This is a genomic window from Agathobacter sp. LCP21S3_B2 (assembly GCF_052118705.1).
Taxonomy (GTDB): Bacteria; Bacillota; Clostridia; order Lachnospirales; family Lachnospiraceae; genus Roseburia.
In genome coordinates this window covers 23996-47825 of record NZ_JBQKGQ010000012.1, presented here as the reverse complement: position 1 = coordinate 47825, position 23830 = coordinate 23996, and the positions used below count along the sequence as shown (strand labels likewise).

Annotated in this window: 23 protein-coding genes; 18 read left to right on the top strand and 5 right to left on the bottom strand. The window is 43.2% G+C overall.

Translation table 11 applies throughout. The annotated features are described in order from the left end of the window. Positions 1 to 12 precede the first annotated feature (12 nt). Entirely contained in the window at positions 13 to 972 is a 960-nt protein-coding gene (locus ACTQ1L_RS10110) for a C39 family peptidase (RefSeq protein WP_441366936.1), read from the top strand. Between the two features lie 227 nt (positions 973 to 1199). Here ACTQ1L_RS10110 and asnA read toward each other — a convergent pair whose 3' ends face one another. After that, positions 1200 to 2210, bottom strand: coding sequence for an aspartate--ammonia ligase (gene asnA / locus ACTQ1L_RS10105; RefSeq protein WP_015517073.1), 1011 nt, complete (start codon positions 2208 to 2210; stop codon positions 1200 to 1202). Between the two features lie 183 nt (positions 2211 to 2393). Here asnA and ACTQ1L_RS10100 point away from each other — a divergent pair, with 183 nt between their 5' ends. From ACTQ1L_RS10100 to ACTQ1L_RS10050, 11 genes are all read left to right on the top strand, one after another. Beyond that, positions 2394 to 2822: a hypothetical protein gene (locus ACTQ1L_RS10100; protein WP_015568790.1), complete on the top strand. Its 429-nt coding sequence runs from the start codon at positions 2394 to 2396 to the stop codon at positions 2820 to 2822. Positions 2823 to 2837: 15 nt separating this feature from the next. Continuing rightward, complete coding sequence (locus tag ACTQ1L_RS10095; protein ID WP_441366934.1) at positions 2838 to 3971, top strand: ATP-binding protein; 1134 nt, start codon at positions 2838 to 2840, stop codon at positions 3969 to 3971. Positions 3972 to 3998: 27 nt separating this feature from the next. Further along, positions 3999 to 5162 (top strand): Mbeg1-like protein, encoded by a 1164-nt coding sequence (locus ACTQ1L_RS10090; RefSeq protein WP_441366933.1) that lies wholly within the window; start codon positions 3999 to 4001, stop codon positions 5160 to 5162. After that, the gene (locus tag ACTQ1L_RS10085; RefSeq protein ID WP_321112495.1) at positions 5163 to 5924 is read left to right on the top strand and encodes a tRNA threonylcarbamoyladenosine dehydratase; all 762 of its coding nucleotides are present in this window, start codon (positions 5163 to 5165) and stop codon (positions 5922 to 5924) included. Between the two features lie 34 nt (positions 5925 to 5958). Next, complete coding sequence (locus tag ACTQ1L_RS10080; protein ID WP_441366931.1) at positions 5959 to 7443, top strand: AAA family ATPase; 1485 nt, start codon at positions 5959 to 5961, stop codon at positions 7441 to 7443. Positions 7444 to 7497: 54 nt separating this feature from the next. Then, positions 7498 to 8715 carry an aminotransferase class I/II-fold pyridoxal phosphate-dependent enzyme gene (locus ACTQ1L_RS10075; protein WP_015568787.1) on the top strand — a complete coding sequence of 406 codons (1218 nt, stop codon included), beginning with the start codon at positions 7498 to 7500 and terminating at the stop codon, positions 8713 to 8715. Between the two features lie 235 nt (positions 8716 to 8950). Beyond that, on the top strand, positions 8951 to 9478 hold the full coding sequence (locus ACTQ1L_RS10070; protein WP_441366928.1) for an ABC transporter ATP-binding protein: 528 nt from the start codon (positions 8951 to 8953) through the stop codon (positions 9476 to 9478). After that, positions 9471 to 9626 carry a hypothetical protein gene (locus tag ACTQ1L_RS10065; RefSeq protein WP_441366926.1) on the top strand — a complete coding sequence of 52 codons (156 nt, stop codon included), beginning with the start codon at positions 9471 to 9473 and terminating at the stop codon, positions 9624 to 9626. The genes ACTQ1L_RS10070 and ACTQ1L_RS10065 overlap by 8 nt, the downstream gene beginning before the upstream one ends. A 155-nt stretch (positions 9627 to 9781) precedes the next feature. After that, complete coding sequence (locus ACTQ1L_RS10060; RefSeq protein ID WP_441366925.1) at positions 9782 to 10372, top strand: sensor histidine kinase; 591 nt, start codon at positions 9782 to 9784, stop codon at positions 10370 to 10372. 44 nt (positions 10373 to 10416) lie between these two features. Next, on the top strand, positions 10417 to 12756 hold the full coding sequence (gene feoB / locus ACTQ1L_RS10055) for a ferrous iron transport protein B (protein ID WP_441366924.1): 2340 nt from the start codon (positions 10417 to 10419) through the stop codon (positions 12754 to 12756). A gap of 36 nt (positions 12757 to 12792) precedes the next feature. After that, entirely contained in the window at positions 12793 to 13674 is an 882-nt protein-coding gene (locus ACTQ1L_RS10050) for an aldose 1-epimerase family protein (protein ID WP_441366922.1), read from the top strand. A gap of 55 nt (positions 13675 to 13729) precedes the next feature. On the opposite strand, the gene ACTQ1L_RS10045 is transcribed toward ACTQ1L_RS10050, so the two are convergent. The 4 genes from ACTQ1L_RS10045 to ACTQ1L_RS10030 all read right to left on the bottom strand — a co-directional run bounded on the left by ACTQ1L_RS10045 (position 13730) and on the right by ACTQ1L_RS10030 (position 16880). Continuing rightward, positions 13730 to 14437, bottom strand: a complete 708-nt coding sequence (locus tag ACTQ1L_RS10045; RefSeq protein WP_441366920.1) for a hypothetical protein — start codon at positions 14435 to 14437, stop codon at positions 13730 to 13732. A 12-nt stretch (positions 14438 to 14449) separates the two neighbouring features. Beyond that, a complete protein-coding gene (locus ACTQ1L_RS10040; protein WP_441366919.1) occupies positions 14450 to 15223 on the bottom strand; it encodes an HAD family hydrolase in 774 nt (257 codons plus the stop codon). 167 nt (positions 15224 to 15390) lie between these two features. After that, positions 15391 to 16389, bottom strand: coding sequence for a transposase (locus tag ACTQ1L_RS10035; protein ID WP_441366917.1), 999 nt, complete (start codon positions 16387 to 16389; stop codon positions 15391 to 15393). Between the two features lie 11 nt (positions 16390 to 16400). Further along, entirely contained in the window at positions 16401 to 16880 is a 480-nt protein-coding gene (locus tag ACTQ1L_RS10030) for a hypothetical protein (protein WP_441366916.1), read from the bottom strand. A 415-nt stretch (positions 16881 to 17295) separates the two neighbouring features. Between ACTQ1L_RS10030 and ACTQ1L_RS10025 the strand changes: the two genes are divergently transcribed. From ACTQ1L_RS10025 to ACTQ1L_RS10000, 6 genes are all read left to right on the top strand, one after another. Continuing rightward, on the top strand, positions 17296 to 19155 hold the full coding sequence (locus tag ACTQ1L_RS10025; RefSeq protein WP_012742238.1) for a hypothetical protein: 1860 nt from the start codon (positions 17296 to 17298) through the stop codon (positions 19153 to 19155). Further along, on the top strand, positions 19128 to 19346 hold the full coding sequence (locus ACTQ1L_RS10020) for a hypothetical protein (protein WP_041253978.1): 219 nt from the start codon (positions 19128 to 19130) through the stop codon (positions 19344 to 19346). The genes ACTQ1L_RS10025 and ACTQ1L_RS10020 overlap by 28 nt, the downstream gene beginning before the upstream one ends. Positions 19347 to 19417: 71 nt before the next feature. Continuing rightward, complete coding sequence (locus tag ACTQ1L_RS10015; RefSeq protein WP_441366914.1) at positions 19418 to 20356, top strand: helix-turn-helix domain-containing protein; 939 nt, start codon at positions 19418 to 19420, stop codon at positions 20354 to 20356. A gap of 221 nt (positions 20357 to 20577) precedes the next feature. Beyond that, complete coding sequence (locus ACTQ1L_RS10010; protein ID WP_441366912.1) at positions 20578 to 21927, top strand: ABC transporter substrate-binding protein; 1350 nt, start codon at positions 20578 to 20580, stop codon at positions 21925 to 21927. An 86-nt stretch (positions 21928 to 22013) separates the two neighbouring features. Continuing rightward, the gene (locus tag ACTQ1L_RS10005) at positions 22014 to 22916 is read left to right on the top strand and encodes a carbohydrate ABC transporter permease (protein ID WP_330022180.1); all 903 of its coding nucleotides are present in this window, start codon (positions 22014 to 22016) and stop codon (positions 22914 to 22916) included. Further along, on the top strand, positions 22909 to 23739 hold the full coding sequence (locus ACTQ1L_RS10000; RefSeq protein ID WP_441366910.1) for a carbohydrate ABC transporter permease: 831 nt from the start codon (positions 22909 to 22911) through the stop codon (positions 23737 to 23739). Before ACTQ1L_RS10005 ends, ACTQ1L_RS10000 begins: the two co-directional genes overlap by 8 nt. Positions 23740 to 23830 lie beyond the last annotated feature (91 nt).

Here is a 23830-nt window from a genome sequence, read left to right as displayed (position 1 = left end):
AAGAGGAAAACAATGGGAAAGACACATAAGAAAACTCATAGAAAGCAGGGAAGCATAAAACGTGCAAGGCACCGCGACAGGCGAATGAAAATAGGCGCAATAGTTCTTTGTGCAGCGATAATCATAACAACATTTCTGGCGTGTGGCATGCAGCTTTTGGTTCCTGTTACAGAAGCAGCGGTAAGTGCTGATAATAAGACGCAATCAGGAGATGTTGATGTGCAGAAGAATAATAATTTGCTTACCGCATCTAAAATGGATTCAGGAAAAAAGCAAAACAGCTCAGAGGCTGATGTAAACGCTGCGGAGCAAGACAGCGAGCCTGACAAGGAAACGAAGCTTGATGAGATACTTCACAGTGCAAAGTATCCGGGGCAGCTAAAGGAGCTTGCAAAGAAAAATGATGAGGCAATTGACTTCATATATGAGTATCCTAAGGAGCATTCGAAAGAGCATGATATTGATCTGACTGCAGAGGCCTCGCAGGATACAGTACCTCTTTTGCAGCAGTGGGATAAGAGATGGGGCTATGAAAAGTACAGTGGCAATTATTTTGCGGCGAGTGGCTGCGGTCCGACTGCACTTTCGATGGTTGTATTATATCTGACACATGATGCACAGGCATCACCTCTTGCGGTGGCAGAGTATGCAAAGGAGGCCGGCTACAGTGTGGATGGCTCCGGAAGTGCATGGGATCTTATGAGCAAGGGCTGCAGGCACTACGGTGTAAATGCAAAGACTATAAAGGTGGATGAGGATACATTTAAAGAAAGGCTTGATGAGGGCAATCTGATAGTCGTAAATGTCGGTCCGGGAGATTTCACAGACAATGGGCATTTTATGGTGATCACAGGCTATGATGATGAGGGCTTTACTATAAATGATCCAAACAGTATCATAAAGAGCAATACCCATTGGCAGTTTGAGAGGCTGAGTTCACAGATCAGGGCTGCATGGAGGATGTTTGTGTAGATAATAGCAGCAACACATGCATTTATGCTGATGTTTGTGATGTATATGGAAAAATAAGAAATAATAAAACCTGCTGTGTCATGCTTGTCTGACACAGCAGGTTTTTTATTAAATTCATTAATAATCATAAATGAGGGGCAAAATATATCTTTTGACCCCTCATATCATTAGTATAGTGTACTAAATTTATACGGACTAATAACAAACAGTAAAGTATGGTATGCAGATTATAGCAATTGAATACCATGCTCCTCACATGCCTTAATTGTCTCCTCAGGCCACAGTGAGCTCTGTACCTCACCGATATGAGCCTTTCTGAGGAAGAACATACAGATTCGTGACTGTCCGATTCCGCCTCCGATAGTGTACGGAAGCTCCTTGTTGAGGATAGCCTTCTGGAATGGAAGCTTGGCACGCTCAGGACATCCGGCCTTGTCAAGCTGCTCCTTTAGAGCTTTTTCATCTACACGGATACCCATTGATGAAAGCTCAAGTGCGATATCAAGAACAGGATAGTATACGATGATATCAGCGTTTAAAGCCCAGTCGTCATAGTCAGGGGCACGTCCGTCGTGAGGCTCTCCGTTTGCAAGCTTGTCACCAATCTGCATTACACAGATTGCACCCTTTGCCTTTGCAAAATAATACTCGCGCTCCTTTGGAGTATTGTCCGGGAACATTTCCTCAAGCTCTGATGTGGTGATAAAGGTGATATCCTTTGGCAGAATCAAATCTATGTAGTCGTACTGTATAGCCATATACTGCTCGGTTTTGCGCAGGCATTTGTATACAGTCTTTACTGTTTCCTTAAGGAAGTCTAAGTTTCTGTCCTCCTTGCGGATGACCTTTTCCCAGTCCCACTGGTCAACAAATATAGAGTGGATATTGTCAGTCTCCTCATCACGTCTTATGGCATTCATATCTGTGTAGATGCCCTCGCCGAGAGAAAAGCCGTATTTCTTTAATGCATATCTCTTCCACTTGGCAAGAGAGTGAACGACCTCAGCCTCCTTGTCACCCTGCTCAAGGATGCCGAAGGTAACAGGTCTTTCATATCCGTTTAAGTTATCGTTTAAGCCTGTGGTAGGATCAACGAAAAGCGGTGCTGAAACACGTGTCAGGGAAAGACGCTGTGCGAGCATGCCCTGGAAGAAATCCTTAACAGTCTTGATGGCAAGCTGTGTATCGTGAAGATTCAGTGCCGAAGAATAGTTCTTTGGTATTGTTAATTTGCTCATTTTCGATTAAACCTCGTTGTATTATTAATTTTTAAATAAAATTCCTTTAACCTGATTATTATATCACAATTTTTCTAGAAAGATAGTCCATAATATGATAAAATTAGATAGTTTAGAGAGAAACAATATCGTTTTACCTTATTTTTACGTGTTTAAGGTGTTAATGAAAGGTAGTAGATTTATATGAGAAAAAGAGATATGACCTTTGCTTCGGCGGTGCTTGAGGCAATAGATGCGCTTTTAGCTCTTGCGTATATAGGCTTACAGATTTATTATGGAGTGTGCTATCACATACAGGTATTTAAGTTTGTGGCCAATATACTTGTGCTTTTGCTTGTATACATTGCAATCACATGGCTGCAGCATTATCCGGAAAAGCTCAATCACATAGCAGCGGAGCTGTGTGTGGGCAATATCAGAAAGTATTCACTCAGGCTTTTGACGTTTGTAAAGCTTGTTTTTACTGCGGGACTTTTGGTGCCATGCGTGTGTGATGCGTTTGGAATAGCAATCCGCGATGTATACAGCCTCATTATGATAGGGCTCATCCTTGTGGTGACGGCATATTATGAGTACAGGATATTTCAGGAAATAAAGTCATTGCGGAAATAATATAGGAGAAATAAAATGCAGCTTAGTATAGAAGAAGTTAAAAAGCTGGATAGTAACAGCTATCAGATAATAGATATAAGAAGTGAGGAAGAGGTGGCGCACGGTGCCATAAAGGGAGCACTCAATATTCAGGCAGAGGAAATAGAGTCAGATGAGAGGGTGCCGCATGATAAGAAGCTTGTCATAGTCTGCAGCCGTGGAAAGACGAGTGTGGACGTGGCAGAGTATCTCACAGAAAAAGGTTTTGATGCGGCAAGCTTAAAGGGAGGCTATATAAGCTGGCTGCTTGATGCCATGAAAGAGGATGAGGTGGCAGAGCGCGATATAAAGTCAGATGTGGAGCAAAGCATCAGAAAGAAATTTAAGAAATCTATCTGGCGCAAGTTTACAAAGGCGATAAACACCTATGAGCTTGTAAAACCGGGGGATAAGATTGCAGTGTGTATCTCGGGAGGTAAGGATTCCATGCTTATGGCAAAGCTGTTTCAGGAGCTTAAGCATCACAACAAGTTTGATTTTGATGTGAAGTTTCTCGTCATGGACCCGGGCTACAATGAGGCGAACAGGCATGTCATAGAGGAAAACTGCAGGAACCTTGGCATCCCAGCCACTATTTTTGAGTCAGATATATTTGATGCTGTATATGATATCGAAAAATCGCCATGCTATTTATGTGCGAGGATGAGAAGAGGACATCTGTATGCATTTGCAAAGGAGCTGGGCTGCAATAAAATTGCGCTCGGACATCACTATGATGACGTTATCGAGACGATACTCATGGGCATGCTCTACGGTGCACAGGTACAGACCATGATGCCTAAGCTTCACAGCACAAACTTTGAGGGCATGGAACTTATCAGGCCTCTTTACCTGGTCAGGGAGGACGATATCAAGGCATGGCGTGATTACAACGGTCTGCATTTCATACAGTGTGCCTGCAAGTTTACAGATACCTGTACCACCTGCAATAATGAGGAAAACCGCTCAAAGCGTGTTGAGATAAAGCAGCTCATCGCTAATCTTAAAAAGGTGAATCCTTTTGTCGAGGCAAATATATTTAAGAGCGTGGAGAATGTAAATCTGGTTACGGTTGTAGCATATAAAAAGGATGGCATAAAGCACAGCTTCCTAGAGCACTATGATGAATAAGACAGATATATTTCAGGAGGGCATTGTATGGCAGATATCATGGATTATATTGACTGGCGTGGAGATATAGGCTTTGATGAGGTGCATGTAAATGAGGTGGACGGACTGATTTTTTCACAGCTTATTTATGTGCAGATGAAGCCATATATGCCGGATGCAAAGAAGTCATATCTTACGATAAAACAGCTTTCAAGCCTTTACTGCGCGGACCACAGTGATGATGAGATTGAGAAGATGCCTAATCTTTTCCGCCACTCCGCGAGGCTGCTGCAAAAGCTGGCGCACTCAAGGCGCTATGCTGACTGCATTTTGAGATATTATATATACGATATTAGTGAAAAAGAGGAGTCGCAGTTTTCTGCGGTTACGATAGAGCTGCCTGACGGCACATATTTCATTTCCTACAGTGGTACAGACCATTCAGTGGTCGGCTGGAAGGAAAACTTTAATCTAAGCTATCTCGATGAGACACCCGGACAGAACAAGGCGAAAAAATATTTAAAGCAGGTGGCAGCATATATATGCAATGATGATAGGAACATAAATGAAAAAGCTTTAGATGATGAAAATATCAACAATAAAAGCTTCAATACAAGAAAGCTGTGGATAGGCGGACACTCAAAGGGTGGAAATCTGGCAGTGTTTGCCGCCATGCATGTGGATAAAGAGGTGCAGGATGTCATTATTAAGGTGTTTAATTTTGACGGGCCGGGCTTCAATCACAAGATGATATATACGGCAGGCTACAAAAGAATTTTTGACAGAATAGAGACATTTCTGCCGCAGTCGTCTATTGTTGGCTTATTGCTTGAGCATGTGGACGATTATGAGGTGGTAAGAAGCCGTAATTCGGGGCCGCTGCAGCATGATGCTTTTTCATGGGAGATAATGGGCTCCCATATCATAAAGGCGGATGGGCTGGACAAAAACAGTGTGCGCCTTGACAAGACACTCAGAAACTGGATAGGCAGCATGGATGAGGCGCAGCGAAAGCAGTTTGTAAATGTACTTTTTTCAATAGCATCGGACTCCAATTTTGAGAACCTTGACCAGATGTCATTTAAGCAGCTCATTGAGATGATAAAGGCTGCCGATGAGCTGTCAAAGGCTGACTGGAGCATACTTAAGGATACAGTAAGACTCCTGATTTCTGCCGGTGTCGGCGTGGTCAGGGATGAAAAGGAGAAATAAATGTTAAATCAGTTTTCAAGAACGCAGCTTTTGCTTGGAAAAGAGGCGATGGATAGGCTAAAGGGCGCAAGAGTCGCAGTATTTGGAATAGGAGGAGTGGGCGGATATGTCTGCGAGGCACTAGTCAGAAGCGGCGTAGGAGCGATTGACCTTATCGATGATGACAAGGTGTGTCTTACAAACCTAAACAGGCAGATAATCGCAACCCGAAAGACCGTAGGAAAATACAAGACAGATGTGATGGAGGAGAGGATTCATGATATTAATCCTGATGTCAGTGTCGTGACGCACAGGTGCTTCTTTTTGCCGGAAAATGCTGATGAATTTCCGTTTGAAGAGTATGATTATATAGTTGACGCGGTTGATACAGTCACAGCAAAGATTGCGCTTGTCATGAAGGCACAGGAGAAAAATGTCCCTATCATAAGCAGTATGGGAGCGGGAAATAAGCTGGATGCAAGTGCATTTAAGGTGGCTGATATATATAAGACCAGCATGTGTCCTCTTGCAAAGGTCATGCGCCGTGAGCTTAAAAAACGTGGCGTGAAAAAGCTCAAGGTGGTATACTCTGAGGAGAAGCCTACAAGACCGATAGAGGATATGTCTATAAGCTGCAGAACCAACTGCATCTGCCCGCCGGGTGCCGAACACAAGTGCACAGAGCGCAGGGATATTCCCGGAAGCCTTGCATTTGTACCATCAGTGGCAGGACTTATCATCGCGGGCGAGGTGGTACAGGACATAGCCTTTGACAGGGTATGATGAAGAATACAATTATGAAAAGAGAGGAATAAAAATGCCAGTATTTGATTTTAGCGATACACCGGTAGCAAATGAGCATCCGGAGTGTACATATGAGACATTTCATTCGACAGAGACCAAGGCATCGGCCGATAAACCGATTGTTGTGATAGACAATAAGCAAAAGGAATGGGCGCATCATGCGCTCGGTATGTTTACAAATCCGATAAAGCGTACATCCTTTGAATTTGAGGATGGTGATGGGGTGATTAGTGCAGATATCCTGCGCATTGATTCCCGCTTTGTTAGCCTTTTTAAGTGGCTTGGCGAAAATCACATAAAGGTACAGCTTTCAGGAGCCAATACACCTGACGGATACGCAGTATACAGGGTGAGGGAGGTGTCTCTTGGCAGAGGCACAAAGCTGTCTGCAGAGGACGGATTCCTGCAGTATATGATGGAAAGGCTCTTTGCCAGCACCATGCCTGAGGATGAACCTGACCTCGATGATTACGAGGAAGAGGGCGACAGCATGAAGCTCACCAGTATACAGAGCATCACAGATTTTATGACTTGTGCAGGCCGTACACTGCCTGACAATATACTGCTGTGGGCCAGAAGAAATCTGGCAGTTGCGCGTTCAAGCGAGGTATCACCTGAGGAGAGACGCCATGCGCAGAGAGCACTTTCCATCATGATGAATATCCAGTGGAAGGGAAATTACTTTGAGGCAATTGACCCTGTGGAGGCAAGGCGCATACTCGATGAGGAGCTCTATGGTATGGAGAGCGTGAAGCAGAGAATCATTGAGACCATTATCCAGATAAACAGGACTCATACACTCCCTGCCTACGGACTGTTGCTCTGCGGACCGGCAGGAACCGGAAAGTCACAGATTGCATATGCTGTTGCACGTATTCTCAAGCTTCCATGGACCACACTCGATATGAGCTCCATAAATGATGCAGAGCAGCTCACAGGAAGCTCAAGAATCTATTCAAACGCAAAGCCGGGAATCATTATGGAGGCATTTTCACAGGCGGGAGAGTCAAATCTTGTATTTATCATCAATGAGCTCGACAAGGCCTCAAGCAAAAACGGCAACGGAAATCCGGCAGATGTGCTTTTGACACTGCTTGACAATCTGGGCTTTACAGACAACTATATGGAGTGTATGGTGCCGACCGTCGGAGTATATCCGATTGCAACAGCCAATGATAAATCCCAGATTTCTGCACCGCTTATGTCACGTTTTGCAGTGATTGATATTCCGGACTATACCGATGAAGAGAAGAAGGTCATCTTCCAGAGATTTGCCCTGCGCAAGGTATTTGAGCGAATGGGAATGAAGGAGAAGGAGTGCGTTCTCACAGAGGACGGACTTGATGCAGTGATTAAGCTTCACGAGAACACATCGGGCATAAGAGATCTCGAGCAGGCTGCAGAGCATCTGGCAGCAAATGCACTTTATCAGATAGAGGTTGATAAGGTAAAACAGGTGGTATTTGACGCTGAGGCTGTTTTTGAGCTTTTAGGCTAGCAGGATATATTACGGATACAGGAATTGTTACGAAAATAAAAGGAGATTGTCAGGATGAGAGAATTTGGAAAATCCAGAAAATTAGATAATGTGCTTTATGATGTTAGAGGACCGGTGGTGGATGAGGCGGCCCGCATGGAGGAAAACGGCACAAATGTGTTGAAGCTCAATATAGGAAATCCGGCGCCGTTTGGCTTCAGGACACCTGATGAGGTGATATATGATATGTCTCGCCAGCTCACGGACTGTGAGGGGTATTCCAACTCCAAGGGACTTTTTTCTGCAAGAAAAGCAATCATGCAATATGCACAGCTCAAAAAGCTTCCTAATGTGACGGTTGAGGATATCTACACCGGAAACGGAGTCAGCGAGCTTATAAACTTAAGCATGTCAGCACTTCTTGACAATGGTGATGAGGTGCTGGTGCCGGCACCGGACTATCCGCTTTGGACAGCCTGCGTTACACTTGCGGGAGGCACGGCAGTGCACTATATATGTGATGAGCAGTCAGAGTGGTATCCGGACATAGAGGATATCAAAAAGAAGATTACAGACAAGACAAAGGCAATCGTAATAATCAACCCAAACAATCCGACAGGAGCGCTCTATCCAAGGGAGGTGCTGCAGCAGATAGTTGATGTGGCAAGAGAGCACGAGCTCATGATTTTTTCGGATGAGATATATGACAGGCTGGTGATGGATGACTATGAGCATGTGTCTATTGCGTCGCTTGCACCGGACCTCTTCTGTGTGACCTTCAGCGGTCTTTCTAAGTCACATATGATAGCAGGCTATCGTATCGGATGGATGGTTTTAAGCGGCAACAAGGCGCTCGGAAAGGACTATATCGAGGGTCTCAACATGCTCTCAAACATGCGTCTTTGCTCGAATGTTCCGGCGCAGTCGATAGTGCAGACGGCTTTAGGCGGATATCAGAGTGTAGGCGAGTATATTGTGCCGGGCGGACGAATCTATGAGCAGAGAGAGTACGTCTACAAGGCATTAAACGATATACCGGGAATTTCGGCAGTAAAGCCAAAGGCAGCATTTTACATATTCCCAAAGATTGATACTGCAAGGTTCAACATCACAAACGATGAGCAGTTTGCACTCGATCTGCTTCGTGAGAAGAAGATACTCATCATCCACGGCGGCGGCTTCAACTGGGATAAGCCGGATCACTTCAGAGTGGTATATCTGCCTCGAACAGAGATATTAAAGGATGCCACAGGCAAGCTTGCAGACTTTTTGGCTTCATATAAGCAGAAATAATTATTGGCATAGATAATTATAAAACATATGATATAAAACATATAACATATAAGCTCCGGCACAGAAATGGTTTGTTTTCTGACCGGAGTTTTTATATTATGCCGTATTATTTTTTAAAAGTAACCTACCTGTAACTTTACATCATGTATTATACACTTGTATCGCGGGGCGGCTGCACTTTAAAGGACAGACCGCACAGCACTCAAAAACGCATAGAGAAGAAAAGGAGAATTAAATGGAACTGCTGCTTGGAGGTGTTGACAGGCCAACAAGCGGAAAGGTGTATATAAACGGCACTGATATTTTTGCAATGAATGATGATGAGCTTGCCATATTCAGAAGAAGACAGGTGGGGAACATTTATCAGTTTTATAATCTGATACCTATATTAAATGTGGAGGAAAACATTGCAATCCCGATGGAGCTTGACGGAAGAAAGGTGGAAAAGGCACAGATGGATGACATGCTTTTGCGCCTTGGACTTACAGAGAGACGCACTCATCTGCCAAATGAGCTATCAGGAGGACAGCAGCAGCGTACATCTATAGGAAGAGCCCTGATTACGAGACCGTCTATAGTGCTAGCGGATGAGCCGACCGGAAACCTGGATACCAAGGCAAGCAACGAGATTATGCATCTATTAAAGACCTCAAACCGCGAGCTCAACCAGACAATTATTATGATTACACATAATATGGAACTTGCAAAGGCGGCCGACCGCACAATAATGATATATGAAATTTTCGAATGTGAAAATGTCTGAGCTTTCGGAGTTTAAAAACAACAGAAATATTGAAAGCACATTTGAGACGATGGGAATGGGCTTTGCAAAGCTAGATGGCTGCAAGAATGAGGATAAGCCGTATGCATATGTCATGGCAACAGATGAGGCTGGCTTAACTTTGCTTTGAGCTTTCACACATCACTGCCTGCACTTATTCTTGCTGTGATACTGAGTATAGCAACCATTTATTTCTCTGCAACAGGCAGTGCAAGAAGGGCTGCAAAGGTCACACCGCTCACATCACTTTAGATAAATCTGGAAAATCTGGAAGGAAATCCTGATATGGCATCTGAAAACAGAAGCAGGATAATGCGCAGGGCAAAGCGCGATGTGGACAATATATCGCATATGGTGCAGTCTATCTTAAAGCTTTCAAGGCTTGAAGCGGATGTTGTGGAGTTTGATGAGAAGGATACGCTGCTGTCTGAAATTGTGTCTGAGGCAGCTGACAATGTTATGGCACTTTGCGATTTGAGAGACATAAGGCTGTCCATAGATGAAGGCTCTGATAAGGATGCCTGTATACATGCTGATGCATACTGGCAGTGTGAGGCCATTACAAACATAGTAAAAAATGCAGTGGAGCACGCAGAGAGTGAGGTAAAGATAGGCTTTTACAGGTATGAGATGTATGCAGAGATAACAGTGCAAAACGATGGGGAGACAATAAGTGATGAGGACAAAAAGCATATTTTTACGCGTTTTTACAGCGGCAGCGGACAGCCGGCAGACAGCATCGGCATAGGACTTTCGCTCGCGGAAGCAATTGTGCGTCATGACAATGGATATATCCTTGTGGAGGATTGTACAAAAGATGTATTAAATGAAAAAAATGAATGCAGTGGCACACGCTTTGTGGTAAGATATCTGTGATAAGTGGAGAAAAATTATCAATAAATACACTAGGAAGCGATAAAATGACACTAAAAGAACTTGGCATAGGACAGAGTGCCAGAATACTTACAGTAGGCGGTGAGGGCGCACTGCGCCAGCATTTCCTGGATATGGGAGTAATCCCAAAGGCCGAAGTAACAGTAATCAAATTTGCACCGATGGGAGACCCGATGGAGCTTCAGGTGCACGGCTATGAGCTCACCTTGAGGCTTGATGATGCGGCACAGATTGAGGTAGAATTAATTGACAGCCGTTCAAGAAAGCATGAGGGCCCTAAAAAGATAAGCAACACAGCCCATCCCGGACTTGGCGAGGAGGGCAAATACCATGTGAAGGGCAGTGGCAATCCCCTTCCGGATGGTGAGAAGCTCACATACGCACTTGTGGGAAACCAAAACTGCGGCAAGACAACACTTTTCAACCAGCTTACAGGCTCAAACCAGCATGTGGGCAATTTCCCGGGAGTGACGGTGGACAGAAAGGATGGCTCTATTAAAGAACATCCGGATACATCAATCACAGATTTACCGGGCATTTACTCAATGAGCCCATATACGAATGAGGAGATTGTGTCGAGAAACTTTGTGCTCGATAACAAGCCAAAGGCCATAATAAATATCGTAGATGCGACAAATATCGAGAGAAACCTGTATCTGACAATGCAGCTTCTTGAGATGGATATACCAATGGTTATCGCACTCAATATGATGGATGAGGTGACGGCAAACTCAGGCTCAATCGATGTAAATAAAATCGAGGGACTGTTAGGAGTGCCTGTTGTACCGATTTCTGCCGCAAAGAATCAGGGTGTTGATGAGCTGGTGCGCCATGCGATACACATTGCAAAGTATCAGGAGCGCCCGGGCAGACATGATTTCTGTGATGAGAATGATTTTGGCGGTGCCGTGCACAGATGTATACACGCGGTCAGTCACCTGATTGAGGATCATGCAAAGCTCGCCGGAGTTCCGATTCGCTTTTCTGCTACCAAAATTATCGAGGGAGATGCACTTATATTAGAGCAGCTTCATCTTGATGAGAATGAGAAAGAGGCAATAGAGCATCTGATTGTCCAGATGGAGAAGGAGCGAGGCCTTGACAGAAGCGCTGCAATTGCGGATATGCGCTTTACATTTATTGAGAAAATATGCGAGAGCACCGTGGTAAAACCGAAGGAGAGCAGGGAGCGTATCAGAAGTGAGCGTATCGACCGTGTTCTTACAGGCAAATACACGGCAATACCGTGCTTTATAGTGATAATGCTTGCTGTATTTTATCTGACCTTCAACGTAATCGGAGCTGGCCTTCAGTGGCTTTTGGAGCAGGGCATAGGAGCACTGACCGCACTGACGGATAAGGCACTCACAGCGGCAGGCGTGAATGAGGTGCTACATGGACTTGTAATAGACGGCATCTTTCAGGGTGTCGGAAGCGTATTAAGCTTTTTGCCGATTATCGTGACACTGTTCTTTTTCTTATCCCTCATGGAGGACAGCGGATACATAGCGAGGGTTGCATTCTTCATGGACAAGCTCCTTCGTAAGATAGGACTTTCCGGACGAAGCATAGTACCAATGCTCATAGGCTTCGGCTGTACGGTGCCAGCAGTCATGGCGACACGTACACTGCCAAGTGAGAGAGACCGTCGAATGACTATACTCCTCACACCGTTTATGAGCTGTTCGGCAAAATTGCCAATTTATGCATTCTTTGTTAGTGCATTTTTCCCGAAACATGGCGGACTTGTCATGGGAGGTCTGTACTTCCTTGGCATAATTGTCGGAATACTTTTCGCATTTATCTACAGAAAAACTCTGTTCAGGGGTGACGCAGTGCCGTTTGTCATGGAGCTGCCAAACTACAGGATGCCGGGCGCCAAGAATGTGTGTCAGCTCCTCTGGGAGAAGGCAAAGGACTTTTTGCAGAAGGCATTTACAGTAATACTTATTGCAACAATGCTGATATGGTTCTTACAGAGCTTTGACATACACTTTAACATGGTAACAGACTCAAAGGACAGCATGCTTGCTGCTATTTCAAGTATTATCGTGCCTGTCTTTAAGCCTCTGGGCCTCGGAGACTGGCGTATATGCACGTCACTTATCAGCGGACTCATGGCAAAGGAGAGTGTGGTATCAACACTTGAGATACTGTTTGGCGGAACGGTTACGACAGCACTCACAACACTTTCAGCTGCATCTCTTCTGGTGTTCTCGCTGCTCTACAGCCCTTGCGTGGCAGCTATAGCATCCATAAAGAGAGAGCTTGGTGCAAAGTGGGCAGTCAGCGTGGTGCTTTTGCAGTGTGCGATTGCATGGGTGGCAGCATTTATTGTCAGGGTAATTGGACTGCTCGTGATGTAAAAAACTGACTACAAAAAATATAAAAGGAGATATTTGATGGAGATTAAACTGGAAAATGAATCACTTGAGCTCACGATAAACAGCTTCGGAGCAGAGCTTAAAAGCATCACCGGCAAGGAAACAGGTACACAGTATCTGTGGGATGCCGATGAGAAATACTGGAAGAGAAGCGCACCGGTGCTTTTCCCGTTTGTCGGCAGCTTAAAGGACAAGAAGTTTACCGTTGACGGGACAGATTATCCGATGGGACAGCACGGCTTTGCAAGGGATATGGAGTTTGAGCTTGTGTCACAGACAAAGGATGAGGCATGGTTTTCACTTAAATCAAATGATGAGACTCTTGCAAAATATCCGTTTGAGTTTGTGCTCGAAATCGGCTATAAGCTCTCAGGCAGTGAGATAAAAGTGACCTGGAGGGTGACAAATCCTGCGAAAAAGGATTTACTTTTCTCAATAGGTGGTCATCCGGCATTTATGTGTCCGATCGCAGAGCAGGGAAAGCAGTCAGACTATTATCTGAAACTTGACACAGACAAAGCAATCACCTATGGACTTATCTGTGACGGAGGACTTTTAGATAAGGAGGACAATCTGCTTAATGTGGATGTGGATGGATACTGTCAGATAGATGAGCATATGTTTGATAAGGATGCGCTCATAATAGAAAACAGACAGGCTTCAAGGGTGAGCCTGTGTACACCGGATAAGAAGCCATACCTTACGGTGTCCTTTGATGCGCCTTTATTTGGTCTGTGGTCACCGGCAGGAATGGGAGCACCGTTTATCTGTATTGAGCCGTGGTACGGCCGATGCGACAGAGCAGGCTTTGCCGGAGAATTAAAGGACAGGGAGTATGGTAATTCGCTGGCACAGGGTGAGAAATTTGAGAAGTCATATACGATTGCAATTGAGCTGTAGATTTTCTTGTTCTCAATGTGACTTAAATAGTTACAAACAAAAATATAAGATATAGTTAGAATCGGGGGCCGGCCTTCTTAAGGCCGGCCTGAAGCAGCCATTTCTGATCAATTTTCTTAAGATCTTCACCGAATCTGACATGCAGCCGAACTGAGCCTTCGAGCTGCTCGATATGTTCAATGGTGCCCTTGCCGAACTTTGGATGATTGACATCGTCATTGATATTAAATTTTACAGTACTGTTTTTCTTTTTGCGGTATTCCTGCTCGCGTGAATATGTGTCGCGGATAGGAATACTCTTGTCATTAATTTTCTTTTTGAGAACCTTATCATAATCGTGCTTAATAAGTCCTTCACCGGCTTTGTAGTAAGGAGTGGGAGCTGCTCCGATAAGTGAGCAGCAGTATTTCCACGCACTTCCGTGGATGCCGGGCTGCCAGTTGTATTTGTCCGGGATGTCCATATTGTACTGCATATAGTGGGCATATTCATGCTTATATAAATCCATCCTGTCATCCTTTGACAAGGGCTTTGCCACACAGTAGCCGATGAAAAGCAGCGAAAAATGAAATTCTTCTTCATCCTGCCCAAAGTCCGGAGTGTATGCACCGAGCCTGTCAGTATCAAAGCCAAAGGTGATAGGAACCCTTGCACCGTTAAGTCCAAGCTGTCTGTCGAGCTTCTGGTAGAGAAAGCGGATTTCCGCGAGATGTATTTTTGTTTCGTTTTCGAGTAGGTGTCGTAAATTGTTGTCTATGTTCATAAGTATATTTCTCTAAAAAATCAGTTTGTTTTCAATACAGTAATGATATATTCCATCATCCTCAACCGATTTGCATACAAAATCAGCCTTAGCCTTGACTTCGTCCTTTGCATTGCCCATGGCAATACCCATGCCTACGGCCTCAAGCATTTCAATATCGTTATGTCCGTCACCGAAAGCAATTGCTTCATCCTTTGAGAAGCCATAATGCCTAAGCACTGCAGCAACAGCATTGCCTTTGCCACTGTTAAGCGGAATAATATCAACGGCCTTATCCCACCATGCAGTTATCTGTGAGTGGGGCGCACCGGATAGAATCTGTGAGTGCTCATCTTTTTGGCATGAGCACATAATCTGATATATATCAGTCCTGCTTATGTCGTCAAAATTGTCAGCAATTTTAAGCTTTTCACTGCCAAAGGCAAAGTACTGCTCTAAATCAGGGTCGGTACCGTTTGTGACAATCATATGCTCGTTGCTGATTGCAATGGCGCGGTTCATTTGCTTTAGATTGGAAATTATCTGATATTTGTCGTGCTCATTAATAGGATTTTTGAAGATGATATCATTGCCTTTGGTGACGAATGAGCCGTTAAAGGTGAGCAGGACATCAAAATCAATTCCATCAAAATGAGGCACACCTGTGTAGCTTCTTCCGGTAGCCATACAAAGGATGATGCCATTTTGGTGGAGCTGCCTAAGTGCAGCAGCAGTGTTTGCTGATAATTCTTTATGCCCCAGCCGAAGCAGGGTGCCATCCACATCAAAGAATGCTATTTTAATCATAATTCACCTGCCTGTTTTACTGAATTTCAATAATATTTCATTCACTTTAATCATAACATAATAAGCGCAAGATTAAAAACATTTATTTAAATTTCTGCCACAACGTAAGGTACGTAAGCCGGGGACTGAGGGGACACATGCGCTTTAGCAGGAGTGCATCCTCAGCTTCATCTACGTTTGTAAGCTTTAGTAATAACCGGAGCTGTTCCCAATGCGTAAGCAGAGCCTTTTATCTCATCCGCCTTAGCTTTAGCTGCTTTTACAATAGCAAATTCAGGATCATCCTTTTTAGGACGCCACTTGCCATGTGGATTATCTTTTTTGACTTGCTTATATTCACTGTAAGCATCATGCCAGATATCTTTTCTGACTTCATCGAGAGCTGCCATAGCCCACTCGACCACATGAAAGGAATCAACGCAGCGTGCGCAGTTAGGAGTGTATTCATTTACACAATCTGTGATCCATCTGGCACCATCGCCAGTAACAACCTTGAAACTGGATAGTTGCTCCGGAGTCAGCTGTTTATAAAACTTTTCAAGGACAGATTTACCATGATCTTCCGATGCCCATACAACTGTGTTAATATCGTGATTAACGATTACTGTGATGTACTTGTGACCCTTTTTATAACTGGTTTCATCAATGCCGATATTAACCAGGCCATCAAGTATTCTTGAACGCTCTGGTTCTAAATTATGAAGAGTGCGATTGACACAGCGGCCTACGGTTTCCCAGTCCACTCTCATGAAGTATGATGTGGTGCTTCTTGGAAGATAGGATGCAAACCATGCAACGGTAAGGTCGAAATCTTTGGTAAATCTACTACCCGGATATGCCCATGGAACTTCGGCAGCAGATACCCCATGTTCAGGGCAGATGATACGATGTGTCTGGTATTCAACTTCAACCAGAATGCCACCCCAGTCCAGACCTCTCCAGATAGTTGATCTGCTGGAATGTTTATCATAAACAGGGCATGATTTATGGCAGAATGGGCAGTCGTTCTCTGGCCATTTATTAGGTCTTGCTTTGATACGAATATGTTTAACTCCATTCTTATCAGAGTAAAGATTACAATTTTTTATAACTGTGTTCTTGACATTAAGGACACTTTTGAATACTCCTTTTGTGTTTTTCTTCGCAGTTAATACATTAAAGGACACAAGTGGTTTTTTCAATATGTTGTTGTTAATTTATGGTGTTGGACTTCCACCATTATGCCAGAAGCCTCGCAAAAAGTAGCTGAAACTGCAGAAATCACCAAAACAGCACCCCAAACCCAGCTCAAAAGCCGGAGAAAAGCCAGAAAAAAGTAGCTGAAACTGCAAAAAACCAAAAACAGCACCCTAACCCCAGCCATAAAGCCGGAGAAAAGCCGAGAAAAAGTAGCTGAAACTGCAAAAAACCCAAAAACAGCACCCCAAACCCAGCCATAAAGCCGGAGAAAGGCCGAGAAAAAGTAGCTGAAACTGCAGAAATCACCAAAACAGCACCCAAACTCAGCACAAAAGCCAGCAAAGACCCGGCAAAAAGTAGCTGAAATCACTATAAATCCCAAAACAGCTAAAAAAATGAGGCTTATAGACATGTATTGATGGCTTAGTCGAGAATTAACTACTGTGGAGTGTACTAGAACTTGTGAGTAGCGTGTCATTTGTAACCACCAAAGCGTACACAATGAAGCAGTAACTATAAACTGTGAGATTATAGCAAACCATCTAGCATATACATTTGTATAAGTTTCGACGGTTTCGTCGTGCATAGAAAACCTAAGAGCATAATTTCGTGCAGAATCTTAGCCGCGAAGCGTAGCGAGGGCGAAAGTGCGTGTCTCCCCGACAGTCCCCGGCTTTTGTACAGACCTGCAACCGATGCGCAAAAGTTGCGCGTAAAAACGCGCACCTAATCCCTCTTTTGTGAAAAATGCTTGAAAACAAAAGCTAAAAAATGTCGAAATTGCACATTGACATAATCATAATACTGTAATATACTAAGTTTAGAACAAACGGTTGCGCGAAAAACGCACCTAAGAAATAAATTAAATTACAAGCAAATGGAGGAAACAACGGATGGACAAATTTATTGTTAACATCATTCACCGCCCTGAGATGGTGCCTGAGTACTCAGCAACAGTGACAGGACAGGGAAAAGAAGAGGATATTGGAGATAAGAAGCTTATCACAGAGTCACTCGACATCTTTAAGACACAGCAGAGACTTGCACATGAGGCGGGACTAAAAACCACAATCCAGATGACATATGCTTCACTTTTTAATGATGAGGCAGTAGAGCTTGCAAAGCAGGATCACGAGAAATACGGTGATGAGATAGCACTTTCACTCCTTGGACTTCCATGTGAGGAGTTTAGAGAGAAGTATAAGACTAAGGATTTCTGTATCTGGATGTTCTCAATGGAGGACAAGAAAGCTATCGTAAACGATGTTTTCGAGAAATTCCATGACAGATTCGGTTTCTATCCTGAGTCAACAGGCTCATACTATATGGATGCAGACCTTACAAACTACATCAAAGAAAAATACCCAATGGTAAAATGTGCAGTTGCAACATGCTGGGAGGAGGGTCCTAAGGCATACCACACATGTAACAACTCATGGTACACACTCTTCGACGGAGGCCCATGGGCACCATGGATTCCATCAAAGCAGAACACACATGCGCCAGCAGCAAATAAGGAAGAGGATAGCGGAATCGTGGCAATTCCACATCTCTCACGTGACCTTATTGCATGCTATGACGGAAACGGCTCAAACTTCGGAACACATCCACAGAATGTGCTTCGTGGAATGATTTATGATACAAAGACATGGGAGTATCCATATCTTTACAACCTCATCGACCAGTACAGAGACCTTGCAAAATACAATAACGGATATTCATACAACATGATGTTCGTAGGACCTGGCTGGATGAACAAGATGGGACGCTGGGAGCAGCCATATGAGCTTCTCTTAAAGTCATACACAGACGGCTGTAATTACTATGGCAAGTTAAAGAAAGAGGGTAAGCTCATTGACATGACAATGTCAGAGTTCGCTGATTACTTCAGAGAGAAGAAGGGTGTCAATGCAGGTAACTACAATGAGCCTGAGTGTGCACCATGGAGAGATATCCTTTACGGCTCAGACAAGCAGCTCTTCTGGTACTGTGACCCATACATGAGAGCATGCGTAAATATGGATCAGGGTGGAGCAATCGTAGACCTTCGTCCATACGTTGCAAAGCTTGAGTGGCCGGTAGGAATCGGAACAAAGCATGTACAGGATGCATCTTATCCATTCCTTATTCAGGAGAAATACAGAGCAGGATACTTTACACACTATGCAGGAGCAGGAACAGTAAGAAGTGCCAAGCTTTCACACAACGGTGAGGAGGTTGACCTGTGTCTCTGTCCTACACACAGCCATTTTTCAGAGGAAGTTATTGATGGCAAGAAGACAAGAATCCTTACACTTGATCCTGTAGATATTGAGTTTTATGATGTTAAGCTTACTCTTCAGACAAAGGAATACTTTGAGGAGGGCTCATCAAACATCAAGATTGAGCGTAATATCCTTAGCATGAGTGATCCAGATGCAGAGGTTTATCTCGATGAGTATATCACAGCATGCTACGGCACAACAGAGTATCCAGAGGATATGACAGGCATCACACTTACATGTGAGGGAGAAAACCCACAGAGCATCAATTATGAGTACAAGTGTCGTGATGCAAAGCTTGACGGAGCAACTGCAGTAAGCGCAGTAATTCCTGCAATTCAGACAAAGGTTTCACTCACACCATCTGCAAAGGCAGAGGGATACATTGAGGAAGGATATGCATTCTCTCCAATGTTCAAGCTTGGTTACAAGAAACAGATTAAAGACAAGGAGGTATTTGCAACATGGCTCAACTTGGAAAAGGCAAATTAAATTACAGATGTCCTTTATGTTTTATGAGGGATCTTGATATTGATATGTTCTATAATAAGGAAACAGGTATTTATAGCTGCATCCGCTGTCAGTTCAGAGGCACAGAGGAAGAGGTGCTTCAGGGCAACGAGGATGTCCGCAAGAAGTACAAGGCTATGTACAAGAGATTCGACAAGTTCGATTTTGATTAAAGTAGTGATTGGTGCGCTGCTGCTATAATAGCAGCAGCGTATTTTGCATTTTGCTACAAAGGAGAGTATATATGGCGAAAAGAAAAAAAGACACGATGGAATTCAGATTTTATGAGCTGCCACAGGGAGAATCTGCACTTGTGCTGTGTGGAGAATCATGGAAGAGAGTGTATGGTCATGATGAATTACACCTGCATTTCCATAATCTGCTTGAAATCGGCATCTGCCGCGAGGGAGATGGAAATATGTATCTGGATGAGGATATTTACCAGTATCATGACGGCGATATCACATTTATACCTGAGAATTTTCCGCATGTTACAGTCAGCTATGGTGAGGTGGTAAATTTCTGGGAGTATATTTTCATTGACCTGCGCTCTTTGATAGAAGAAATGTTTCCAAACAATGCGGTATTCCAGAATGATGCAGTTTCGACCATCTCAAAAAAAGCATTTATGACCAATGTATACCAAAGCCCGGTTGTGGCCGGATATATAAATTCCATCATTAGGGAAACTAATGAGCACAAGGAATATTCCCAGAGAACAATAAAGCTTCTTGTGCAGGAAATTGTAATTGAATTGCTGCGCAAGTATGATGAGCTGCCGGAGGAAGATAATGATGTCGTAAAGGGCACTAATATGTCACAGATAGCCACGGCGCTTGACTATATGAATAAGCATTACAGTGAAACAATAAAGGCAGGGGAGCTTTCGTCACTGTGCAATATGAGTGAGACTCATTTCAGGAGACTGTTTGAATCATATATCAATATGCCGCCTATGGAGTATCTGAATCTGATAAGAGTACAGAAGGCATGCGAGCTTATGAAAAAAACAAATGAGCCTATGGAGCTTATTGCACAAAAATGTGGATTCACAACACAGTCAACTTTTAACCGTAATTTCCGCAAATTTTTGGACACTTCGCCATATCAGTGGAAGATAAATCCTGAAAATTATGAGCATAAACTACTCAATTTTAGGATATCTGCACTAAAGGGATGGTAGAAAATACATGTTTTCGTATAATTTTGTACATTTATGATTGAATATGCATATAATTGTGTGGAATATGTTAACACAAAAGTACTATATATGGTTATAATGACTATGTAATCAAGAAACGGACAAACATTCGTAGTCAAAATGCCCAATTTAAATAATATGATTATGAATGAATTATGAACGGAGTATTGCAAAAACATCATTTTTATTAGGGAGGAAGAAAAATGAAAAAGAAAGTAGTTTCATTATTACTCGTAACAACAATGGTTGCCTCACTTGCAGCCGGATGTGGAGACTCATCTTCATCAGGAGATGGCACAGAAAAGACAGGTAAGAAGGTAGAGACCGTAGATGACGGTCATACACTTACAGCATGGGCTTGGGATGCAAACTTCAATATCCCGGCACTCAAAGCAGCAGCAGAGGATTACAAGAAAAATGTAGATCCTGATTTTGTACTCAATATTGAGGAGCAGTCACAGTCATCTGATATTGAGACAGCAATTACAACAGCAGGTTCAGCAGGAGATTACAGCACACTTCCTGACATCGTATTATTCCAGGATCACTACTTCCAGCAGTACCATACAAATTATCCTGATGCATGGGTATCAGCAAATGATGCAGATGTTAAGTGGGATGATTTCAGCCAGGAGAAATTATCATTCTCTACAATCGACGGAGAGCACTTTGGATTCCCTGTTGATAACGGAACAGTTATCTTTGCTTACAGAACAGATCTTCTTGAGCAGGCAGGATACACAATCGATGATATGACAGGTATTTCTTGGAAGGATTTCATCGAGGTAGGTAAGAAAGTATACGAGAAGACAGGAAAATACTTACTTTGCATGGACGGCGACGGAAATGATTTATTCTACATGATGCTTCAGGCAGAGGGCGAGTCACAGTTTAAGGATGGCAAGCCAAACTTTGTAGACAACGCTAAATTGAAAGAAATCATGCAGGTACTTAAGGATATGATCGACAACAATGTTCTTTACCTTGCAAATAACTGGTCAGATTACACAGATCAGGCTATTCAGGGAGACATGGTTGCAGGTGTTATGAACGGAAACTGGATCATTCCTACAATTGAGAAGGTTACAGACAACAGTGGAAAGTGGGAGATTACATCTCTTCCAACACTTGAGGGTGGTGAAGGCTATGCATCAAACGGTGGTTCTTCACTTTACATCACAAGCAACTGCAAGCAGACAGACCTTGCTAAGAAATTCTTAGCATATACATTCGGTGGCGGATCTTATACAGACAAGGGTGTATCTGAGACATATGACAATGCTCTTAAGAATGGTGGTGTTATCACTACATATACACCTGCAGGCAAGTCTGAGGTTTACAACGAGGGCGTTGAGTACTTCAACAACCAGCCAATTTACGCTAAGATCGTTGAGATGGGTGCAAATGTTAAGACAATCGAGCAGAGTGATTTCCATTACGATGCACGTAAGAAGCTTGCTACAGCACTTATAAATATTAATCAGAACGGTGCAGATATCGATTCAGAGATAAAGACAGCAGAGGATGACCTTAAATTCACAATGGGACTTTAATCTGTTAGCTTGATGGCAAATGTACAGGGAGCCATTAAATGGCTCCCTGTTTTTTCTCAAAGACTTATAGTTAGGAGGCCTTTACAGTGAAGAATAAGAAAAAAGGAATGAGCATAACCGGTAAACAAAAGGCTGCCGGCTGGATTTATCTGGCTCCGGCTACAATACTCATTTTCATAATGAGCTTCTGGCCTATAATCCAGGCTGTTATTACATCATTTAAAACCGGTTCAAGTGCAAATATGCAGTGGGCTAATCCATTTGCCTACAATTACACAAGAATGTTTCAGGATGCGGTTTTCAAGAGATCTATCGGAAACACATTCTTATATTTAATTATCGAAGTGCCAATCATGCTTGTACTGGCAATTTTACTAGCACAGTTACTTAACAACAAGCATCTTAAATTTAAAGGACTTTTCCGTACATGTGTATTTTTACCATGTGCAACATCACTCGTATCATATGCATTGATTTTTAAATCGCTTTTTGCAACACAGGGACTTATCAATACAATCCTTGTTAAACTTGGAATATTAGAGAGCAACTTTAACTTCCTCGGTACAGGCTGGAGCGCTAAGATTATTATCATAGTAGCTCTTATCTGGAGATGGACAGGATATAATATGGTGTTCTTTTTAGCTGGTCTGCAGAATATCGAGTATTCTGTTTACGAGGCGGCAAAGATAGATGGAGCGAGCGGCTGGAGGACCTTCTGGTCTATCACGGTTCCTCTTCTTAGACCTACAATTGTTATGACAACCATCATGTCAATAAACGGTACATTACAGCTCTTCGATGAGTCTGTAAACCTGACAAAGGGTGGACCTGCAAATGCGACAATCACCATGTCACATTATATCTATAACGGCTCGTTTGGTGAAGGTGTTGCAAACTTTGGATATGCATCAGCAATGTCTGTTATCGTATTCATCATGGTTGCTATACTGGCATTTATCAATCTGAAAGTAGGTGACAAGCGTGACTAAGAAAAAACATGGATCATCAATACAAAAAAGGCTTATACCTTCATACATTTTTCTTGTAATAGTTTCGTTCATCTCAGTATTTCCGTTTTTCTGGATGATATCGGCAGCGACCAACAAGTCTATTGACATTGCAAGAGGTAGAATTGCATTTGGTGGCTATGCCCTTGAGAACTTAAAGAAACTGTTTGCATCACAGAACGTTGCACTTGGAATGAAAAACTCACTTATCAATGCAACAGTTCAGACAATTATAGCACTGCTTGTCTGCTCACTTGCCGGTTACGGCTTTGAGCTCTATCATGACAAGGCAAAGGATAAGCTGTTCTCAGTTTTACTTCTTGCCATGATGATTCCGCAGGTAGCTACACTTATTCCTCTGTTCAAGATGATGTCAAAGCTCGGCTTTATAAATACGGTATGGGGCTTCATGCTCCCGGCTATTTCAACGCCGTTCCTCATCATGATGTTCAGACAGAATTCGAGAAACTTCCCAGTCGATATAATGGAGGCGGCACGAATTGACGGACTCAGTGAGATTGGTATTTTCTTTAAGATGTATATGCCTGTACAGAAATCAACATATGCAGCAGCTGCAGTTATCACATTCATGAATGCATGGAACTCATACCTGTGGCCAAAGGTAATCCTCAATAAGCCTGATGCTATCACAATGCCAATGCTTATTGCAAACCTCGCAGCAGGATATACAGTAGATTACGGTGTACTGATGATGGGCGTTCTTTTCTGCTCCATCCCTACAATGATAGTATTCTTTGTACTTCAGAAGCAGTTTGCAGAGGGAATTACAGGATCTGTTAAATAAAAGTAAAATAATATTGTTAAAAATCAAGAAGGCAAATAATGTTTATTATTTGCCTTCGTCTTATAAGAGGCTTTGTGTTTAAAACAGACAT

Excerpts from the sequence above, each read along its gene's own strand:
- ACTQ1L_RS10110 (WP_441366936.1), top strand. The coding sequence starts at position 13 with ATGGGAAAGACACATAAGAAAACTCATAGAAAGCAGGGAAGCATAAAA.
- asnA (WP_015517073.1), bottom strand. The coding sequence starts at position 2,210 with ATGAGCAAATTAACAATACCAAAGAACTATTCTTCGGCACTGAATCTT.
- ACTQ1L_RS10100 (WP_015568790.1), top strand. The coding sequence starts at position 2,394 with ATGAGAAAAAGAGATATGACCTTTGCTTCGGCGGTGCTTGAGGCAATA.
- ACTQ1L_RS10095 (WP_441366934.1), top strand. The coding sequence starts at position 2,838 with ATGCAGCTTAGTATAGAAGAAGTTAAAAAGCTGGATAGTAACAGCTAT.
- ACTQ1L_RS10090 (WP_441366933.1), top strand. The coding sequence starts at position 3,999 with ATGGCAGATATCATGGATTATATTGACTGGCGTGGAGATATAGGCTTT.
- ACTQ1L_RS10085 (WP_321112495.1), top strand. The coding sequence starts at position 5,163 with ATGTTAAATCAGTTTTCAAGAACGCAGCTTTTGCTTGGAAAAGAGGCG.
- ACTQ1L_RS10080 (WP_441366931.1), top strand. The coding sequence starts at position 5,959 with ATGCCAGTATTTGATTTTAGCGATACACCGGTAGCAAATGAGCATCCG.
- ACTQ1L_RS10075 (WP_015568787.1), top strand. The coding sequence starts at position 7,498 with ATGAGAGAATTTGGAAAATCCAGAAAATTAGATAATGTGCTTTATGAT.
- ACTQ1L_RS10070 (WP_441366928.1), top strand. The coding sequence starts at position 8,951 with ATGGAACTGCTGCTTGGAGGTGTTGACAGGCCAACAAGCGGAAAGGTG.
- ACTQ1L_RS10065 (WP_441366926.1), top strand. The coding sequence starts at position 9,471 with ATGTCTGAGCTTTCGGAGTTTAAAAACAACAGAAATATTGAAAGCACA.
- ACTQ1L_RS10060 (WP_441366925.1), top strand. The coding sequence starts at position 9,782 with ATGGCATCTGAAAACAGAAGCAGGATAATGCGCAGGGCAAAGCGCGAT.
- feoB (WP_441366924.1), top strand. The coding sequence starts at position 10,417 with ATGACACTAAAAGAACTTGGCATAGGACAGAGTGCCAGAATACTTACA.
- ACTQ1L_RS10050 (WP_441366922.1), top strand. The coding sequence starts at position 12,793 with ATGGAGATTAAACTGGAAAATGAATCACTTGAGCTCACGATAAACAGC.
- ACTQ1L_RS10045 (WP_441366920.1), bottom strand. The coding sequence starts at position 14,437 with ATGAACATAGACAACAATTTACGACACCTACTCGAAAACGAAACAAAA.
- ACTQ1L_RS10040 (WP_441366919.1), bottom strand. The coding sequence starts at position 15,223 with ATGATTAAAATAGCATTCTTTGATGTGGATGGCACCCTGCTTCGGCTG.
- ACTQ1L_RS10030 (WP_441366916.1), bottom strand. The coding sequence starts at position 16,880 with ATGACACGCTACTCACAAGTTCTAGTACACTCCACAGTAGTTAATTCT.
- ACTQ1L_RS10025 (WP_012742238.1), top strand. The coding sequence starts at position 17,296 with ATGGACAAATTTATTGTTAACATCATTCACCGCCCTGAGATGGTGCCT.
- ACTQ1L_RS10020 (WP_041253978.1), top strand. The coding sequence starts at position 19,128 with ATGGCTCAACTTGGAAAAGGCAAATTAAATTACAGATGTCCTTTATGT.
- ACTQ1L_RS10015 (WP_441366914.1), top strand. The coding sequence starts at position 19,418 with ATGGCGAAAAGAAAAAAAGACACGATGGAATTCAGATTTTATGAGCTG.
- ACTQ1L_RS10010 (WP_441366912.1), top strand. The coding sequence starts at position 20,578 with ATGAAAAAGAAAGTAGTTTCATTATTACTCGTAACAACAATGGTTGCC.